The 18,427-nt window shown below is 69.8% G+C and carries 15 protein-coding genes and 3 pseudogenes; 11 read left to right on the top strand and 7 right to left on the bottom strand.

The genetic code is table 11. From position 1 onward, the window contains the following. Nucleotides 1-392: 392 nt before the first annotated feature. On the bottom strand, nucleotides 393-698 hold the full coding sequence (locus LN251_RS35755) for a hypothetical protein (RefSeq protein ID WP_458248324.1): 306 nt from the start codon (nucleotides 696-698) through the stop codon (nucleotides 393-395). 333 nt (nucleotides 699-1,031) lie between these two features. On the opposite strand from LN251_RS35755, the pseudogene LN251_RS35750 reads away from it, so the two are divergent. After that, a pseudogene (locus LN251_RS35750) lies at nucleotides 1,032-1,142 on the top strand (IS5-like element IS4811 family transposase); the annotation flags it as partial. A 368-nt stretch (nucleotides 1,143-1,510) separates the two neighbouring features. On the opposite strand, the gene LN251_RS35745 reads toward LN251_RS35750, so the two are convergent. After that, nucleotides 1,511-2,062: a COG4315 family predicted lipoprotein gene (locus tag LN251_RS35745; protein WP_458248323.1), complete on the bottom strand. Its 552-nt coding sequence runs from the start codon at nucleotides 2,060-2,062 to the stop codon at nucleotides 1,511-1,513. Nucleotides 2,063-2,338: 276 nt separating this feature from the next. On the opposite strand from LN251_RS35745, the gene LN251_RS35740 reads away from it, so the two are divergent. Further along, nucleotides 2,339-3,010: an anti-sigma factor family protein gene (locus LN251_RS35740; RefSeq protein WP_458248322.1), complete on the top strand. Its 672-nt coding sequence runs from the start codon at nucleotides 2,339-2,341 to the stop codon at nucleotides 3,008-3,010. A 96-nt stretch (nucleotides 3,011-3,106) separates the two neighbouring features. After that, the gene (locus LN251_RS35735; RefSeq protein WP_458248321.1) at nucleotides 3,107-3,616 is read left to right on the top strand and encodes a hypothetical protein; all 510 of its coding nucleotides are present in this window, start codon (nucleotides 3,107-3,109) and stop codon (nucleotides 3,614-3,616) included. A 7-nt stretch (nucleotides 3,617-3,623) separates the two neighbouring features. Here the strand turns inward: LN251_RS35735 and LN251_RS35730 are convergent, their stop codons facing one another. Next, entirely contained in the window at nucleotides 3,624-4,391 is a 768-nt protein-coding gene (locus LN251_RS35730; protein ID WP_458248320.1) for a UbiA family prenyltransferase, read from the bottom strand. Nucleotides 4,392-4,612: 221 nt separating this feature from the next. Between LN251_RS35730 and LN251_RS35725 the strand changes: the two genes are divergently transcribed. From LN251_RS35725 to LN251_RS35715, 3 genes are read left to right on the top strand one after another with little or no spacing between them, the layout of a single operon-like run. Further along, nucleotides 4,613-5,689, top strand: a complete 1,077-nt coding sequence (locus tag LN251_RS35725) for a type III polyketide synthase (protein WP_458248319.1) — start codon at nucleotides 4,613-4,615, stop codon at nucleotides 5,687-5,689. Nucleotides 5,690-5,696: 7 nt separating this feature from the next. Next, the gene (locus LN251_RS35720) at nucleotides 5,697-6,245 is read left to right on the top strand and encodes an isoprenylcysteine carboxyl methyltransferase family protein (protein ID WP_458248318.1); all 549 of its coding nucleotides are present in this window, start codon (nucleotides 5,697-5,699) and stop codon (nucleotides 6,243-6,245) included. Next, nucleotides 6,230-7,258 (top strand): NAD(P)/FAD-dependent oxidoreductase, encoded by a 1,029-nt coding sequence (locus LN251_RS35715; RefSeq protein ID WP_458248317.1) that lies wholly within the window; start codon nucleotides 6,230-6,232, stop codon nucleotides 7,256-7,258. The genes LN251_RS35720 and LN251_RS35715 overlap by 16 nt, the downstream gene beginning before the upstream one ends. Before the next feature lie 103 nt (nucleotides 7,259-7,361). Here LN251_RS35715 and murJ read toward each other — a convergent pair whose 3' ends face one another. The 3 genes and pseudogenes from murJ to LN251_RS35700 all read right to left on the bottom strand — a co-directional run bounded on the left by murJ (nucleotide 7,362) and on the right by LN251_RS35700 (nucleotide 11,396). Next, nucleotides 7,362-9,035: a murein biosynthesis integral membrane protein MurJ gene (gene murJ / locus LN251_RS35710; protein WP_458248316.1), complete on the bottom strand. Its 1,674-nt coding sequence runs from the start codon at nucleotides 9,033-9,035 to the stop codon at nucleotides 7,362-7,364. A gap of 80 nt (nucleotides 9,036-9,115) precedes the next feature. Next, nucleotides 9,116-9,832 (bottom strand): annotated as a pseudogene (locus tag LN251_RS35705) (IS5 family transposase). A 508-nt stretch (nucleotides 9,833-10,340) separates the two neighbouring features. Further along, nucleotides 10,341-11,396 (bottom strand): alpha/beta hydrolase, encoded by a 1,056-nt coding sequence (locus LN251_RS35700; RefSeq protein WP_458248315.1) that lies wholly within the window; start codon nucleotides 11,394-11,396, stop codon nucleotides 10,341-10,343. A 241-nt stretch (nucleotides 11,397-11,637) separates the two neighbouring features. Here LN251_RS35700 and LN251_RS35695 point away from each other — a divergent pair, with 241 nt between their 5' ends. Further along, complete coding sequence (locus tag LN251_RS35695; RefSeq protein ID WP_458248314.1) at nucleotides 11,638-12,132, top strand: aminoacyl-tRNA deacylase; 495 nt, start codon at nucleotides 11,638-11,640, stop codon at nucleotides 12,130-12,132. Nucleotides 12,133-12,683: 551 nt separating this feature from the next. On the opposite strand, the gene LN251_RS35690 is transcribed toward LN251_RS35695, so the two are convergent. After that, nucleotides 12,684-13,295: a TetR/AcrR family transcriptional regulator gene (locus LN251_RS35690; RefSeq protein ID WP_458248313.1), complete on the bottom strand. Its 612-nt coding sequence runs from the start codon at nucleotides 13,293-13,295 to the stop codon at nucleotides 12,684-12,686. A 155-nt stretch (nucleotides 13,296-13,450) separates the two neighbouring features. Here LN251_RS35690 and LN251_RS35685 point away from each other — a divergent pair, with 155 nt between their 5' ends. The 4 genes and pseudogenes from LN251_RS35685 (at nucleotide 13,451) to LN251_RS35670 (ending at nucleotide 18,337) form a co-directional block, all read left to right on the top strand. Next, the gene (locus LN251_RS35685) at nucleotides 13,451-14,008 is read left to right on the top strand and encodes a 2Fe-2S iron-sulfur cluster-binding protein (protein WP_458248312.1); all 558 of its coding nucleotides are present in this window, start codon (nucleotides 13,451-13,453) and stop codon (nucleotides 14,006-14,008) included. Then, nucleotides 14,005-14,997, top strand: a complete 993-nt coding sequence (locus tag LN251_RS35680) for an FAD binding domain-containing protein (protein WP_458248311.1) — start codon at nucleotides 14,005-14,007, stop codon at nucleotides 14,995-14,997. The genes LN251_RS35685 and LN251_RS35680 overlap by 4 nt, the downstream gene beginning before the upstream one ends. Next, nucleotides 14,994-17,112 (top strand): annotated as a pseudogene (locus LN251_RS35675) (xanthine dehydrogenase family protein molybdopterin-binding subunit). Before LN251_RS35680 ends, LN251_RS35675 begins: the two are co-directional and overlap by 4 nt. Next, the gene (locus tag LN251_RS35670) at nucleotides 17,105-18,337 is read left to right on the top strand and encodes an XdhC family protein (protein ID WP_458248310.1); all 1,233 of its coding nucleotides are present in this window, start codon (nucleotides 17,105-17,107) and stop codon (nucleotides 18,335-18,337) included. The pseudogene LN251_RS35675 and the gene LN251_RS35670 overlap by 8 nt, the downstream one beginning before the upstream one ends. The last annotated feature ends 90 nt before the right edge of the window (nucleotides 18,338-18,427 follow it).

The raw sequence follows: 18,427 nt of genomic DNA, 5'->3' as shown, positions 1-18,427 counted from the left end.
GACGGTGCGGCCCTCGAAGCGGCGGGGGAGGGGGCAGCCCCCGGCTACAGGCCGGGCTTTGCTCAACGGAGCAGTGAGTTTGCGGACCATGAGGCTCCCCGGTCTTCGGTGGCCTGCCACCGCTGGCGGGTCGCGCCGGATACCCTCGACGCGACTGACGACTTCGTCGGCGGCGGTGAGGTGGCGCGGCGGGTCCATATGGGTGCCGAGACCGAGCCGGGGGCCGTGAAGGCCAGGTCGGCACGGAAGAATGAGAAGACCCGGGACCCCATCTCGCGGCGTTGGATGCCGCGGGCCGGAGTGTGCGAAGCGATGTCAGCGGATCGCGCAAGCGTGTGGCGCCACCCATCCGTGGGACGGGACGGACAGCGCCACACTTCCAAACCGGAAACCTATCCCGGGAACGGCTTGCTCGCGTCGTCGTCAGCCTTGATGCACGCGTCGAGCTTCCTCTGAAGGGCCGCCGCGTCGTTGAGCGCCTTCTTGGCCGCCGCGGTTTCCCCCAGCTGCTTCAGCTTCGCGGCCTTGATCTTGAGGTTGGCGATCTGCTGGCGCATCTGGCTCGTGTTGCAGGTGACGGAGGCCTTGACCGACACACCCGCGTCGGCCGGGGTGGCGGCCTGAGCGGGCGCCGACGTGATGAAGAAACCACCGACGATGGCCGCGGAGACGGCCAGGACGGAAAAGCGCTTGGTCATGAGTTGCTTCCCCCATATTGGGCTTACATGGTCGAAGTTGATCTTACAGGCACTTGTACTCGCCAGTAACCAGGGCTGGGAACTCGCCGACCAAGGGCCCTGCCGAATCTGGAGACCAACCGCGACCGCCCAGGTTGCTCCGCAGGCCGCCCCCGGCTGGTTGAGCGCCCCTGTGGGATGTCAGGGGAGCCAGCTGTCCTGCCATGCCGGGTGCGGCTCGAACGGCAGGGCGACACCTCAACACCCAGCTCAACTCGGTCGAGTCGACACTCGACGTCATCGCCGACTACACCGACGCCGACGCCCGCCCCGCCGTCTTTGAGGGAGGCAACGATGCCGCGCAGGCGCTGCTACCCCTCTGACACCTGGGACGACGAATGGGCGCTGATCGAACCACTGCTGCCGGTCCCGGCCTGGGAGACCCCGGCCGACGGCCGTCCGGAAAGCACCCGCTGGGACTGTCAAACAAGTGGTGTAACCGGGGTAGTTGTGGAGGCTACTGGCGGGCCGCCGCCAGGCGGCCGCCGAAGGTGATGTCGAAGGCGTTCAGCGCGGTCTTCCAGCGCATGGTCCAGCGGGCCTGGCCCTTGCCTGTGGGATCGAGGGACACCGGACAGAACACCGCACACGGCTTACACGGCACTTGCGGCGAAAAGTGGACAGGCCCCCGCGGCCGCGACACGAGCTTGTCAGCGAAGTGCCACCCACAACGGCCGGTCGTGGCGGTCAACCCGTCGCTCACTGCACGGCACGTCCATACGACGTCTCGCTCACCGGCCGGCGTCACGAGCAGCACGTCCAGTCTGCGACGGTCAGTAGCTGCCGCCGCCTCCCGACCCGCTTGAGGAGGGACTGGGCACGGAACTGGTGATCGGGGTGCCGCTGGGACTGACCACGTACCAGGCGCCTCCGAAGGCTGTGCTGCCCTGGCCTGTGGTGTCACCGGGCTTGGCGTCTTGGAAGAAGCGGTAGAGAGGGTGGCCGTTGTAGGTGACCTGGGTGGTGTGGTCGCGCCGGGTGGTGGTGCCGACCATGGTGGCGTTCAGGCCGTGGGCGCTGGGGTGTCCGGTGGTGATGTCGGGTGGCCAGGCCTGGGCGCAGCTGCCGTAGCAATGCGAGGTGGTTCCGCTGTCGGCCTCGAACACATACAGGGTCCGGCCAGATCCGTCGACGAGGATCTGGCCGAGGGGGGAGCTGTGTGCCTGTAGCGTGCCGGAGCCGCCGGTGGCGGGCGCGGAGCTGATGGGCGGAGGCGATGAGCTGGTGGCTGGAGACGACGAACCTGTGGTGCCGGAGCTTCCGCATCCGGCGGCGAAGGCCGCGACGGCGGTCGCAGCCGCAGCAATGGTGGCGGTGCGGTTCATGACGGTTCTTCTTTCCGCTGGGACTTCCTGCCGCGACGGGTGCGGTAGGGCTGGTCCACGAGCCCGCGGTGGGGCGGGTCTGTAGTTCGATACGTCCGTTACGCCCATTTAATTCACTCATGCCCTTGTCTCGTTTGGCGGGCCTCCGGCACTCCACTGCCGAGCAGGGCAGTGGATGAACATGTGGTATCCAATGCGCGTATATCGGGTAAAGCGACTTTCCGCCCACAGGTGGCTGTTCGGTCGGCAGGGGGACGGAGGTGGGGTGACGATGCGATGACGTGTCGCGAGAGCCTCGCTCTCGGTGCCTACCTGCTGGGGGTGCTCGAGCCGGCGGAGCACTCAGGCTTGGAGCGGCACATGGTCCGCTGCGCGGAATGCCGCGCCGAACTGATGGAGCTGGAGCCGCTCGTCGGACTGCTCCAGCGTGTGCCCTTCGAGGAGCCGCCACGGAGAGCTCGGGCCGTTCCGACATCGACAGCCCCGGGTGCCGCGCCCAAGTCGGTCGGGACGGCTCAGGCCATGTCCCGCCTCGTACGTCGGGCAAGGGGCTGCCGGGTCCTGATCGCGGGCGCGCTCGCAGCCGCGGCCGCCCTGACGGGTATGGGCATATCTCTGAGCACGCACAGCAATCAACCGGCTGCAGTCCGCTCGGCGGTCACCGTCTCCGCCACCGATCCGGCCACACACGTGACCGCCTCCGCCGCGCTCACCCCGAGCGCCACGGGTGCCTCGATCCGGCTTCGCCTGTCAGGACTCCCCCCGGCCGTCTGCCGACTGGTGGTACACGCCCATGACGGCCACACCGAGACGGCGGCCACCTGGACGTCCGGCTACGGCACCGCGGTCGGTGTCCCGGGATCATCCTCGCTCGGTGTGCGCGACATCGCCCGCATGGATGTCGTCACCAGCTCTGGCCGAGTCCTCCTCGACCTCCGGCCCCGGTGAACGCGATCAACCCAGAAACCCGGCATTGAGGATGAACAGTGAAGTGTCCTGATACGTACCCCTTGAAGGAGGGCTACGCATCCAGGGAGGCGCCCCGTGAAAACCAAGGCACCTGCACCACGCGTACCGTTCCAGACGCGGCGGACACTCACCTTGGGCGCCTGTCTGTGGGTGCTTCGCCTGCTCACCGCCGCCGGTCTGGCGGTGGACGCCTACGTGCACGCCGACCTCGCCGCGAATTACGACGCGGTCACCAAGGCGATCAGCCAGGGAGATCTGTTCCGCATCGAGGCCGGCGCCGCGGCCCTGGCGGCCCTTTTGGTGGTCCTCCTGGGCACGAGGCCCCTCGTGTGGATCTACGCGCTGCTGGTGGCTGCGGCCGGAGTCGCAGCCGTGCTGCTCTACCGGTACGTCGACGTCGGCTCGGTCGGGCCACTGCCCAACATGTACGAACCCGGCTGGTATCCGGAGAAGACCGCGTCCGCTGTCGCCGAGGCGGCAGCGATGGTCACCGCTGCCGCGGGGCTACTCCTGGCTCATCGCCTGCGAACGAACTCCCGTGAGGGTGGGGCGGTCCCGGCGCTTCTCGGTACGCGATCGAAATGACGCCTCGTCACGCGAGGTGCGCGCCGCTCAGGAGCAGGAGGGCGACGTCGGAGGCTGCCAGGCCCAGGCACAGGAGGAAGGGCGTGCGGCTCCGCCCGGCCGGCCACAGAGCGACGATGAGCGAGAGCGCGCAGGTCATGGCGAGCCCGGCCAGTTCGGGCATGCCGACGGGTCCCGACGGGCCCAGGACCAGCGCGGCCGAGCCGGCAGCGAGCGCCGATGCTGCCAGCGTCCGCGCGCCGCGGGGGCCGAGGCGTTGCGGCAGGCCTCGGATGCTCACCGCGAGGTCGTCCTCGATGTCCGGCAGGACGTTCGCGGCGTGGGCGCCCACGCCCAGCAGCGCGGCGCCGGCCGACGCCCACCAGTGCGGCCATGGGGCACCGGGCAGTGAGAGGGTGACGAACGCGGGCAGCAGCCCGAAGGCGACCGCATACGGCAGCCACGACCAGACGGTGGTCTTGACGCCGAGGTTGTAGCCCCACGCCGCGGCCACACCGATCAGATGTGCGCCGCCCGCCTGCCATCCGTTCGCAAGAGAGAGCGACACACAGGCCACGAGGGCGCAGGTCGCCGCGATCCTTACCGCCCGCGCCGAGACCGCTCCGCTCGCCAGGGGCTTGTCGTGGCGTGTGGCGGCCACATCCCGGTCGACGTCGATCAGGTCGTTGCTCCAGCCCACCGACAGCTGCCCACTCAGCACCGCTGCCGCGATCAGCACCGTACCGGCGCTGCCCCGCCCGGATGCGGCAGCCAGCGCGGTGACCACCGCGGTCACGGCCGCCGAAGGCGCAGGGTGTGCAGCCTGAAGGAGGCCGATCACGCGCCCGGTTCTCCGGCGGCGAGGCAGCGCGGTGGCCGGGGTTGCCGAGGTTTCGACGCTGTGCACGCCCCGAATGCTAGGCCTGGCCGGACCGCTTCCGCTGCTCCCACACTCACGAAATGCCGGTGATGCGCAGCTTACGGGGATTATTCAATGATCGTCCTTATTCTTGCCGGATGACGCGTATCGCGGCCGTCCACGGAGCGCTACCCGCTCACCGCTACCACCAGCGCGAGATCACCGATGCGCTCGCAGCGATGCGCCTCCCGGCAGCCACAGCCCCGGAGCGGGACCGTGGTGTGCTGGACCGGCTGCACGCCACAGCCTGTGTCCGCACCCGCCACCTCGCCCTGCCGCTGGAGCGCTACGCCCTGCTGGACGGCTTCGGCCAGGCCAACGACCTGTTCATCGAAGAGGGCCTGCGGCTCGGCGAGGAGGCACTGCAAGCCGCTCTGGACCACGCCGGGCTCGCCCCGCACGACGTGGACCTCATCTTCGCGACCTCGGTCACCGGGATCGCGGCCCCGTCCCTGGAGGCCCGGCTGGCCGGGCGCATGGGGCTCCGCCCGGACGTGAAGCGCGTGCCGATCTTCGGCCTGGGCTGCGTGGCCGGCGCCGCCGGGCTGGCCAGGCTCCACGATTACCTGAAGGGTCACGCGGACCAGGTCGCGGTGCTGCTCTCCATCGAGCTGTGCTCCCTCACTCTGCAGCGCGGTGACACCTCCGCGCAGAACATGGTGGCCGGTGCCCTCTTCGGCGACGGTGCCGCCGCGCTGGTCGCCGTCGGTCGGGACCATCCCCGCCTTCAGGAGTACGCCGGACCTCAGGTGGTGGCCACCCGCAGCCGCCTGTACCCGGGCACCGAGGACGCCCTCGGTTGGGACATCGGCGACAGTGGCTTCACGATCGTTCTCGGCGCCGAACTGCCCGAACTGGTCCGGCTCCACCTGGGCGAGGAGGTGCGCTCGTTCCTGGCCGCACATGACCTCAAGCCGGACGACATCACCGGCTGGGTCTGCCACCCGGGTGGCCCCAAGGTCCTGGAGGCGCTCCAGGACGCACTCGGCCTGGGGCCCGACTCACTGGAAATGACCTGGCGCTCTCTCGCAGAGGTCGGCAACCTCTCCTCCGCCTCCGTGCTGCACATCCTGCACGACACCCTCGCCCTGCGCCCGCCCCCGGTCGGCAGTCCCGGCCTGCTGCTGGCGCTCGGGCCGGGCTTCAGTTCCGAACTCGTGCTCCTGCGCTGGTAGGTGAGGGATGACCGGTTACACCGTGCTGATCCTGCTGGTGGCCGCCGAGCGGGTCGCTGAGCTCGTCGTCGCGCGCCGCAACGCCTCTTGGAGCCGCGCGCACGGCGGCGTGGCGTACGGGGACGGTCACTACCCGGTGATGGTCGCCCTGCACACGGGCCTGCTTGTCGGCTGCCTCGCCGAGACCCAGCTCGCCCCGCGCCCCTTCCAGCCGCTGCTCGGCTGGCCGATGCTGGCCCTCACGCTCGGAGCGCAGGCGCTGCGCTGGTGGTGCATCAGCGCCCTCGGACCGCGCTGGAACACCCGCGTCATCGTGGTACCCGGCCTGCCGCTGGTCAACGCCGGTCCCTACCGGCTGCTGCGCCACCCCAACTACCTCGCCGTGGTCGTGGAGGGACTCGCCCTGCCACTGGTCCACGGAGCATGGCTGACCGCGACCGGCTTCACTCTGCTCAACTGGCCCCTCCTGACGGTCCGGCTCCGCTGCGAGAACACGGCACTGGCTCGGTCCGCCCCACCTGCGGCCGCCGCGACCCCGCCATGCTCGACCTCCTGATCGTCGGCGGCGGGCCGGCAGGACTCGCCACCGCGATCCACGCCGCCCAGGCCGGACTTGACGTGGCCGTGGCCGAGCCCCGGACGACGCCGGTCGACAAGGCCTGCGGCGAAGGCCTAATGCCGGGCGCGGTACGAGCCCTCGCCGAACTGGGCATCGCCCCGCCTGGACATCCTCTGCGCGGCATCCGCTACGTCGACGCAGCCGACGCCCGGCAACGCGCCGAGGCGGGCTTCCGCCACGGACTCGGACTGGGCGTGCGGCGTACGGACCTGCACGCGGCGCTGGCCCGGCGGGTGGCGGAGGTGGGCGTCCCCGTGCGCCCGGTCAAGGTCGACGCAGTCACGGTCCGGCAGAACGCGGGCAGCGTCAGCGCGGCCGGGCTGACGGCGCGATACCTCGCAGCCGCCGACGGCCTGCATTCGCCTGTCCGCCGTCACCTCGGCCTGGACCTGCCCGATCCGCGCCCACCTCGTTACGGGCTGCGCAAACACTTCACGGTCGCTCCCTGGAGCGACCACGTCGAGGTCCATTGGTCCACGCGAGCGGAGGCCTACGTCACCCCGCTGGCGCCCGAGCTGGTCAGCGTGGCCATCCTCACCAGCGAGCGGGCACCCTTCGACGTACAACTCGACGGCTTTCCCGACCTCGCCGCCCGACTGGCCACCCACTCCTCGTCAACCGTCCGCGGCGCAGGACCGCTGCGGCAACGAGTCAGCGGCCGGGTGGCCGGCCGAGTCCTCCTGGTGGGCGATGCCGCCGGCTACATCGACGCACTCACCGGCGAGGGCATCTCCCTCGCCCTGGCCGGGGCAGCCCAGCTCGTCCGCTGCGTCCGAGAAGACCGGCCCGAGGACTACGAACTCGCCTGGCGCCGGGCCTCACTTCGCCACCGTCTGCTCACCGACACCCTGGTACGCCTCCGCGCTCACCCCCGACTCACCCGCCTGATCGTCCCCACCGCCGCACGGCTGCCCTCGTTGTTCGCCGGGCTGGTCAACGGCCTGACATGAAACCCGCCAGTGGCTGCCGTCGTGGTCGGCCATTTTCCTCAGAGATAGTTGGCCACCGCGGTCTCGACTCCGCCGGGAGGCGGGGCGCGGGATGGTGCGAGGTTCATCCCAGTCCCGGCAGGCTGCGCAGTTCCCCGATCCGCAAGATCCGCGCAAAGAGCAGGAACAGCAGGACCATCGCGATGCCGCCCGCGGCCAGCGAAAGCGCCGGCGTCCAGGAGGCCGATGCCAGGCCATGGTTGCAGGAGCGGGCGATGAGCCACCCGGCACCCCCGGCGACGGTGGCCGCTGTGGTCAGTTTTGCGTAGGTGCGACTGATCCGCCGGCCGTCGAGCAGCCCTTCCGTGCGTCGCCGCAGGCGCGAGGCGGTCAGCAGCAGGCCGATCGCGTAGGACAGGGCGTAGGCGGCCGCCATCCCCGTCACGGCCCAGTGCGGGGGCAGCAGGAGATGGCAGGCCGCGGCGAGGGCGATGTTGATACCGCTGATCCACAACGCCATCCGGAACGGCGTGCGGGTGTCCTCGAAGGCGTAGAAGCCGCGAAGCAGGAGGTACTGGGCAGAGAACGGGATCAGTCCCAAGCCGAAGGCTTGCAGCATGTGCCCCAGAGGGACGGTGGCGGTCGTGTCGGCAGCGCCGTGGGCGAACAGCAGTTGAGCGATCTGAGGGCCGAAGGCGAGGAAGAAGAAGGCAGCCGGGACGATGATGACGCCGCTGACCCGCAGCGCGCGGGACAGGTCGGCGCGCAGGTCGTCGAGCCGGTGCTCGGCCACGGCCCGGCTCATGCGCGGGAGCAGGGCCGTCACGAGGGAGACGGTGACGATCGACTGGGGCAGCATCCAGATCTGCTGGGCGTAGCTGTAGGCGGTGTAGCCGACGCCATCGTGAGGTAGAGCGGCGTCGGCGTCGGACGCCAGGCGGGTGACCACGGTGCTCGCCACGAGATTGGCCAGTACGAACAACAGGGTCCAGCGGGCCGCGTTCACGCTCTTGCGTAGTCCGGTGCCCCGCCAGTCGAAGCGCGGTCGGAACCGGAAGCCGGCAGCGCGGGCGTAGGGGACCAGAGCGAGAGCCTGGATGGCCAACGCGAGTGTGGTTCCGACTCCCAGCAGCCTGACCTGGGCGTCGGTGATGTCCGAGACCTGTTCGGGTGCGGTGACGAGACCGAGATAGAGGCCGAACATAGTGATCAGGACGACGTTGTTGAGGACCGGGGTCCACATCATCGCCCCGAACCGGTTCCGGGCATTGAGGACTTGGCCGAAGATGCTGAAAACGCCGTAGAAGAAGATCTGCGGCAGCAGGAAGCGGGCGAAGACCACGGTCAGCTCGAACGCGTCGTGCGTGGCGGGTGTGTCGCGCTGGTAGACGCTGATGATCTCAGGGGCGGCCCATGTGGCCAGCGCGGTCCCCACACCGAGGACGCACAACACCAGAGTGACCAGGCGTTGCTCAAAGGCGGCCCCGCCGTCTGCGTCCTCTGTACGGGCCCGTACCAACTGGGGGACCAGGACAGAATTCAGTGCGCCGCCGATCAGCAGGAAGTACAAACTGGTCGGCACCGTGTTGGCCTGGTTGTAGGTGGTGGCCAGCAGCCCGGTGCCCAGCGCGGCGGCCTGCAGCACCTGCCGTATCAGACCGGTGGCGCGCGAGACCACTGTGCCCGCCGCCATCAGCGCAGACGAACGCAGCAGTCCCCCACCTTTCGCCTGTTTTGGGGCAGCGTGCCTCCGTCTTGTGGATCGCTCTAATCGCCCGGGCGACGTCTCCTCGATCATGGGCCCAATCTACGATCCAGACCTCGCCCGTCGGGAGGGGCCTCGGGCTTCGAGGCCTAGGGTTGGCCCAGGGTCCGTCTTCAAACAGATCTTGCCCAGAGCAGGAACGATGCGAGGGTGACCGCTGCTTCATAGGAAGTGGCGGTCTTCCCATGTCTGGTGGCGATCCCGCGGAAGCCCTTGAGCCTGGTAGGCACGGAAGCCGCGAGAGTTGTAATCCTTGTCTGCGATGACCTGGTCGGGCCTGCACCGAGGTCGGCCCGGGCCGGTGCGGGGAACGCGGTACGTTCCAGCAGAGGACGTGCGCAGACACTGTCGTGGCGTTGGCCGGGCGTCACCAGGGTCGCGAGCGGGCGGCCCTTGCCGTCGCGGGCAAGGTGGATTTGGTGGTCAGTTCGCCTCGGGATCGGCCGAGGACGTGATCGTCCGGTTCGTCCTGCTGGTGCCGCCCCCTTTTCGGCCGGTGGCGGCGGCATGCTGATGGGCGCGGACGATCGTGGAGTCGATCTGGACCAGCCAGTCGATGTCGCCGGCCGCGTCGGCGTGGGCTTGGATCTGCTGCAGGGCTTGGGTGAACACGCCGTCGAGGGCGTAGCGGCGAAAGCGGGTGTACACGGTCTTCCATGGCCCGTAGCGTTCTGGCAGGTCACGCCAGGAGATCCCGGTGCGGATCTGTAGACCATCCCGTTGATGACCTGCCTGTCTTCCACGCGAGGCCGCTTCCCGGTCGCGGCCCGGGGTATCAGCGGAGCGAGTAACTCCCCCTCCCGGTCAGTGAGTTCATGACGTCGTACCACGACAGCATGATCTACCACCCTGGTGATCTTTGAAGACGGACCCTGGCGCAGGACACGAGCGCGGGTGAGCGAACAACTGGCTGACGATCGCGCCTCAGCCGCACCGATGCCGAGGCAGGTGGGCGACGTAGCTTTGGCGAGGGCGGGGTGGGGCGGCGGACCTGGCCGAGGAACGGGGCCCCGGCAGCGAAGTCGTGGATGCCTGGCGGTGACCGTGGGGGGCAGGATGAGACCGAGGGCGGCGGTGCGACGTGCACTCTGCGCCCGATGATGATCTCCGCTGGATCGACTCTCTGGTTCTCAGCGGGACGGTGGCAGAGATCTGAATGCTCAGGCCGGCGGTGGGCTGGTCGAAGATGCCGTCGGCTTCCCCTCTGGCGAGGTAGTCGAACGCGGTCTGCTGGGGCAGGTGGCGCGAGGGGATGCCGGTGCGGGCGAGGTAGAGGATCGCGTCCAGAAGTGCCCGCAGGTCGTGGGTAGGTTCGCGGATGCCGGTGGACGCGGCTCGTCATGGCTTCGGCGCGTCGGTATGGCGGCTGAGGAAGGCGAAGGCTGCGGGGTACAAGCGGGTCCAGGTGTTGTAGTTGTGGCCGCCGGTTGGCAGCACCACAACCTGGGTCTGGACGCGTGTGCCTGCGGCCGCCTTCGCGAACTGTTGGAGGTAGTACGGCGGGCTGAGCCGGTCCTGGGCCGAGGTGGTCAGAAAGATGCTGGCCGCTGCGTTGCTGTGGGCCACCATGTACGTGGGGCTGGTGCGCAGCCGCAGCACTGGAGCCGGGATCACGCTCTTGTCACCGGTCAGTGGATCGGGGTTCAGCGCCGCACCGGCGCCAAAAACCTTGGGGTAGGCGAGAGGAAGCCGCGCGGCGCAGAAACCTCCGGTGGAGAAGCCCATCAGGCTCCAGCCCCGGGAACCGGGCAGAGTGCGGAAGGTGTGGCTGATCAGTTCCGGCACGTCCCGCGCCATCCAGGTGGCGACCTTGCGGTTGGGCTGATCGGTGCAGTCGGTGTCGATGCCTCCCGGATCGACCACCGGCATGACCAGGATGAACGGGTGCGTGGTGCCGGCGTTCATCAACGACTCGAAGTCCTGTGGCATGCCCCCGTGTTCCACCCAGGACGCGGGGCCGCCCGGCACTCCGTGCAAGAGCAGCACCACGGGGAAGCGGGTGTGGTGGTGGCGGGTCTGGGTGTACTGCGGCGGAAGCCACACCTTTACCTGCCCCGACAGTTTGGAGTGCCGACCGCGGAAGTACGTGTCCAGCAGTCCTGCCCCACCGTGAGTGAACTTGGCGCGTTTGGCGGGTGGACCCGGCATGGCGACCACACCGCTGTTCTTTCCCAGCAGGTCGTTCCACGAGGCGTACAGGCCGTAGTCGTTGTTGATCCATGTGGCGACCACCGAGATCGCGGTGAGCTGACAGAGACCGATCATCAGCAGCCGCAGCAGCCAGCGCAATGGTTGGGGGCCCCGAAGCCGTGACCACAGCAGCAAGGTGCCGATCACGCACAGCACGGTGAACGCGATCAGCGTCACGAAGAATGGCATCCCCGTCAGACTCATGGTCAAGCCCCCGGCTGGTCGGTGTACGGCTCCGTGTCACGGAACCACACCGGCACGAGTTCAGGCACGCCGACCCGCGCACCGGCCGCGTACGCCACCCCTCGCGGTTTGGCGAACCCTCACGAGAGATCGACGAGTGAGGGTCCTACGTCCCCGCCCTCAGTGCAGCAATGGGTAGAAGGCACGGTCACGTGGCTGCTACAACCTGGCTTGGACCTTGCCCAGTTGTGATTGGAGAGACATGGAGGACACGCCGGCTCCGCTCCCACCCGCTGCCGCCCTCCTCGCCGCTGCCGAAGTGGCCTTCAAGGTGCATCAGCACGTGGAGATCCGCTCCGGAGCGGACATCCGGACCCGCACAGGTTTCACAGAGGAGAACATCCAGAACTCGCTGAAGACGGTGGCATTCACCGTCGGCCCTGATCACCTTGTGTTGGCGGTCATCCCGGGCCCCACTCGGATCCGCTATGGTCGGCTCGCGTCCGTTCTGGGCGTGCCGCGATCATCCCTGAAATCCGCTGACGAGGCGGCCCTGCGGAAGCTGAACATGGAACGCGGCGGGGTCGGCCCCGTCTGCGACGCGCCGGACGTCACCGTGGTCTTCGACGCCACCGTGCCTGAAATGGGCACAGTGCTGTGTGGGAGTGGCCAGCCGCACTGCACCGTGGAGGCGAAAGCAGCGGACATCATGCGAATCCCGTCGAACCCCGTGGTCGCCGACATCACCTCTCCCTGAGAGACAGTCACCGTGGCTGACACACCGACGGCATCTGCCGCCACTGCAGACAGGCTACGGCAGGTGCACGGGCAGCATAAGACGAGCCGTGTGACGACGGCAGCCTGCGTCTTCGAGGTGATTTGATCACTCCGGAACCGATGACCCGGGGGAGGTGGCGCGGCCGAAGTGCCTCGCGCAGCTCAGCCGACTCGCCCGACGCCGTCGCGGGCCTGGCGCCCTCAGCGGTGTCGGCGTGGCGCAGCCACTTTGACAGCGTGATCGGGTGGACGCCGAAGTCGGCGGCGATCAAGTTCAAGCGTGATGCCGGGCTCGACCCTGCCCGAGAGATTCCGCACGATGATCCACTGGGCGATGGCTAACAAAAAGTCCCCGTGTACGCCGACACCTGCGCGGGCGGGGGAGATGGTCGGCCCGGACATGGCATCAGGTCGTTGGAACCATGCCCGCGCGTGCGGGGAGTAGTGAAGGTTGCGATACGCGCAGGCAGCGGCTGCTCCGCGCGCGGGCGGGGATGGCCCCAACACGGGCCGCACCGTGTCTGCTGGTGCCTACCGTCGGCCTGATGGGCCGGACGAGCTCCGGCGTCCGGGCGCCCCCGCACGAAGTCCGTCCATGACGATGTCCAGCAGGCGTGTCGCCTGCGGCTGCCAGTCATCGTGCGGGGCGAGCTGCCACAGGCCGGCGATGGCCAGCATGAAGTCGTCGGCCGTGACGCCGGGACGGATCACGCCGGCCTCCTCGCAGGCGTGGAGCAGGAGGCCGGCAGCCTCGGTCACTGGGGTGTGGCCCGGTTTCGCCGCCTTCCCGGGCGAGGTGCTCAAGGCCTGGCGGATCGCTTCCGCCAGGCCGGCCTTGGTCATCGCGAACCGGGCGAGGTGGTCCATCCATGCCCGCAGCGCTCGGTCGGGTTCCATGGTCTCCAGCAGCACGGACGCGGTGTCGGCGATCTGCTGTACTCCGTGGCGGTAGAGCTCGAGGACGAGCGTCTCGCGGTTGGGGAAGTTCCGGTAGAACGTGCCCTGGCCGACGCCCGCCTTCTTGGCGATCGCGCTCAGCGGGGTGTCGGCAGCCTGGGAAAGCTCGGTGAGGGCCACTTCCAGAATGCGTTCGCGGTTGCGTTGCGCGTCCGAGCGCAGGTGCGGGTCGTTCCTCTGCCGCACTCGTCCTCCTCGCCGACTTGTGTCCGAAAGCGGTCCTTGAGAACCGGACAGCTGTCCACTACGTTCGACCGATAGCGGACAGCTGTCCGCTTGAGCTCACTCTAGCGTCGGACTGACGCTCCGGCGTGTCCAGGACACGTGAAAGAAGGCTGAACATGGCCCCAGCCCCCTCGTCAACGTCCAGCGACATCACCCTGACCATCAACGGCGAGAAGCACAGTCTGCCCGTCGACCACCGCACCACCCTGCTCGACGCCCTCCGCGAGCGCCTCGACCTGACAGGCACCAAGAAGGGCTGCGACCAGGGGCAGTGCGGCGCCTGCACGGTACTGCTCGACGGACGCCGGGCGGTGTCATGTCTGCAACTCGCCGTGGCCGCCGAAGGACGCGAGATCACCACCGTCGAGGGCTTGGCCGAGGGCGACCGACTGCACCCGGTGCAGCAGGCGTTCCTCGACCTGGACGGCTACCAGTGCGGCTACTGCACCCCCGGTCAGATCTGCTCGGCGATCGCGGTGATCGAGGAACACGCGGCCGGCTGGCCCAGTGCCGTCACCGACGACGTCCGCCCCGAGGCTGGACCACCACCCCTGAGCGCCGAGGAGATCCGGGAACGGATGAGTGGGAACCTGTGCCGCTGCGGCGCCTACGTGTCGATCGTCCAGGCCGTGGCCCAGGCGGCGGAAGCGAAAACCGAGGAGGCGGCAGCGTGAGGGAGTTCGCCTATGACCGGGCCCTTGACGTCTCCGGGGCCCTGGCCCTGCTGGACGCCGACCCCGACGCCCGCTTCCTCGGCGGCGGCACCAACCTCGTCGACCTGATGAAGACCGGCGTCGAGCGGCCCACCCGTCTGGTCGACGTCCGTGAACTGCCCCTGGACGGCATAGAGGTGACGGCGGACAGCGACCTGCGCATCGGCGCCACCGTCACCAACAGCAACCTCGCCGCCCACCCCGAGGTCCGCCGCCGCTATCCAGCGTTGGCACAGGCGGTACTGGCCGGCGCCTCCGGCCAGCTGCGCAACATGGCCACCGTCGGAGGCAACCTGCTCCAGCGCACCCGCTGCGGCTACTTCGCCGACGTGACCAAGCCCTGCAACAAGCGTGTGCCCGGAAGCGGTTGCCCCGCGATCGAGGGCGAGCACCACAACCACGCCATCCTCGACGCCTCCGAGCACTGCGTGGCCATCCACCCCTCGGACATGGGCGTCGCACTGACCGCCTTCGACGCGGTCGTGTCGTACGAAACCGCCGACGGCCCCGGCGCATTGCCCCTCTCTGAATTCTATCTGCCGGTCGGTGACACCCCGCACCGCGAGACCGCTCTGCCGCCGGGCGCGCTGATCACCGGCGTCACCCTGCCGCGCGCTCCGGTGGCCGCCCGATCCCGCTACCGCAAGGTGCGCGAGCGTGCCTCGTACGCCTTCGCCATCGGCTCCGTCGCCGCCGCGCTCGACGTCCGGGACGGCGTCGTACGCGACGTACGCCTCGCCTGCGGGGCGGTCGCATCCCGGCCGTGGCGGGCGACGACGGCCGAAACCGTCCTCACCGGAGCGCCTGCCGACGCCGAGACCTTCGCCGCCGCCGCGGACGCCGAACTCGCCGCGGCGAAACCGCTGCCGCACAACGCGTACAAGGTGACCCTCATGCGCAACCTCGTCGTGGCCGTGCTGACCGAACTGACCGAGGAGGCCACCCGATGACCACCACCCCCACGGCACGCAAGAACGCCGTCGGCACCGCGCACACGCGCGTGGAGGGCCGCGACAAGGTCACCGGAGCCGCCCGCTACGCCGGTGAAATCCCGTTCGCCGACCTTGCGTACGGCTGGCTGGTGCTGTCCACGGTCACCCGCGGCCGCATCCGTTCCATCGACACCGCCGACGTCCTCGCCATGCCCGGTGTGATAGCCGTCCTGCATCACGGCAACGCCCCGCGGGTCGAGACGGGGTACGTCGGTGTGCTGGGCGTTCCGGACCCGACCGCGGCCGTTTTCCAGCACGACAGAGTGCCGCACGCCGGCTGGCCGGTGGCGCTGGTCGTCGCCGACACCTCCGAACGGGCCCGGGAGGCCGCCGAAGCGCTGGTCGTGCACTACGAACAGGAGCCGCACGACGTCGACTTCACCAGCGAGCACCCCGACGCGTACCCGCTCGACAGCCATGGGCCGGCGGTGATCGAGAAGGGCGACCTGGAGGCCGAACTCGCCGCTTCCGCGGTGGTCGTGGACGCCGAGTACACCACCCCCGAAGAGCACCACACCATGATGGAGCCGCACGCGGCGACCGCCCGCTGGGACGGCGGCCGTCTCGAAGTCGTCGACTCCAACCAGGGCACCTTCTGGGTCGCGAGCGAACTCGCGCAGATGTTCTCGCTCGACCCGTCCGCTGTCCGGGTGCGCTCCGAACACGTCGGCGGTGGCTTCGGCAGCAAAGGCATCCGCGCACACCAGGTGGCCGCCGTCATGGCCGCGACCGAACTGCAGCGCGCGGTCCGCGTGGTCATGACCCGCCGCCAGATGTTCTCCCTCACCGGCTACCGCAGCCCCACCCGGCAGCGCCTGCGGCTCGGCGCCGATGCCGACGGCCGGCTGCGGGCGCTGGAGCACCGTTCCCTCAGCGCCACCTCCACCGTGCACGAGTTCATCGAATCCGCCGCTGGCCCCGCCCGGACCATGTACGGCGCCGACGCCCACCACACCGCCAACCGGCTCGTCCGGCTCGACGTGCCGACCCCGACGTACATGCGCGCGCCGGGCGAGGCACCGGGATCGTTCGCACTGGAGTCGGCGATCGACGAACTCGCCGAGAAGTGCGGTCTCGACCCGATCGAACTGCGCGCCCGCAACGACCCCGCGGCGGGCCCGGTGTCCGGGCTGCCGTTCAGCGGCCGCAACCTGACCGCCTGTTTCCGGGAAGGCGCCCGCAGGTTCGGCTGGGCCGACCGTGACCGGCGCCCCGGCCCTGCGCCGCGAGGGACGCTGGCTCCTCGGCACCGGCACAGCGGCCGCATCCTTCCCGGCGGGTGCCGGCCCGTCCACCGCGGCCGTGACGGCGGAGGCCGACGGCACCTTCACCGTGGGGGTCAACGCCGCCGACATCGGCACCGGCGCCCGGACCGCACTCACCCTGATCGCCGCCGACGCCCTTCAGACCGCGACGGAACACGTCCGGGTGCGCATCGGCGACAGCGACCTCGGCCCCGCGTTCATCGCCGGCGGCTCCATGGGCACCCGCTCCTGGGCATGGGCGGTCATGGCCGCCGCACAGGAGCTGCGGGACAGGCTCGCCCTCGGCGCCGACATCCCGCCGGAGGGGCTCACCGTACGGTCCGACACCACGGAGGCCCTCGGCGCCCTCGCCAGGGCGGAACGACACTCCTTCGGTGCCCAGTTCGCCGAGGTCGCCGTCGACCCCGCCACCGGCGAGGTCCGGGTGCGCCGCATGCTCGGCATCTTCGCGGCCGGCCGGATCGTCAACCCGCTCACCGCCCGCAACCAGCTCGTCGGCGGCATGACCTGGGGCATCTCCATGGCCCTGCACGAGGAGGCGGTCCGCGACCGTGCGCTGGGCAGCCACTACGGCGCCGACCTCGCCGGCTACCACGTCGCCTCCCACGCCGACGTTCCGGCCATCGAGGCGGACTGGATCGACGACCCGGACCCCGACGACCCCGTCGGCATCAAGGGCATCGGCGAGATCGGCGTCGTGGGCGCCGCCGCGGCCGTCGCCAACGCGGTCTGGCACGCGACCGGCGTACGCCACCGGGACCTGCCGATCCGCCCCGACCGTGTCCTGATGGCAGGCGTCCGTGCTTGATCTCGCCGGGGACCTGCACCGCTGGATGGAGGAGGGCCGCGCGTTCGCCGTCGCCACCGTCGTGGCCGTCGGCGGCAGCGCCCCGCGCGGCCCCGGCGCCGCTCTAGCCGTCGACAGCGAGGGCACGGTGATCGGCTCCGTCTCCGGCGGCTGCGTGGAGGGAGCGGTGTACGACCTCTGCCTCCAGGCGCTGCAGCACGGCAAGACGGTCGTCGAACGGTTCGGATACAGCGACGAGGACGCCTTCGCGGTCGGTCTGACCTGCGGCGGGATCATCGACATCATGGTCACCCCGGTCGGCACGGACGCGCCTGGGAGGCCGGTGCTCCGGTCGGCCCTGTTGGCTGCCGTCCGGGACGAGCCGGCAGCCCTCGCCCGCGTCGTACGCGGCCCCGCCGATCTCCTCGGCACGGCCCTGCTGGTGCGGCCGAGCGAAGCGGAAGGGGAGCCATCCCGGCCCTCCAGGGCCAGTTCCTGCGAAGGCGGACTCGGCGGGCACCCGGAACTGGACCGTGCGGCGGCAGGCGACGCCCGCTCCATGCTGGGCGCCGGCCGCACCGGCACAGTCGAGCTGTCGGCGGACGGCTCGCGCTGCCCCGGTGGACTGACCTTGCTTGTCGAGTCGAGTGTGCCTCCGCCCCGCCTGATCGTCTTCGGGGCGATCGACTTCGCCGCGGCACTCGTACGGATGGGCAAGTTCCTCGGCTACCACGTCACCGTGTGCGACGCCCGCCCCGTCTTCGCCACCACGAACCGCTTCCCCGAGGCCGACGATGTCGTCGTCGACTGGCCACACCGCTACCTGCGCGGCACCGCGACCGACGCGCGCACTGTGCTGTGCGTGCTCACCCACGACGCCAAGTTCGACGTGCCCCTGCTGGAAGTGGCCCTGCGGAGGCCGGCCGCGTTCGTTGGCGCGCTGGGCTCACGGCGTACGCACGCCGACCGGGAAAGACGGCTGCGGGAAGCGGGCCTGACCGACGGGGAGTTGGCCCGGCTGAGATCGCCGATCGGCCTCGATCTCGGTGCCCGCACACCCGAAGAGACGGCCCTGTCCATCGCGGCGGAGATCATCGCCACCCAACGGGGCGGAACGGGCGCGCCCCTGACCGGGTCAAGCAGACCGATCCACCACAAGGAGGAGACGCACGTCGCGGGGACGCGTTCTGGCCCCTGGACGCGGAGCACCGCGCCGATGCGAACGTCCATGCCGAGCTCGCGGTAGTCGCCAGGGCCATGCGCCGCGACTTACGTGTGGACCGTAGGGTCCGAGCCGCCCCGACGGCGCACGGCCGACGCGCGGTCCTGACGTCGC

The sequence above is a fragment of the Streptomyces sp. MAI_2237 genome, from assembly GCF_054189285.1.
Note: the sequence above shows the minus strand (reverse complement) of the source record. Positions and strands in the feature narration are given on the sequence as shown.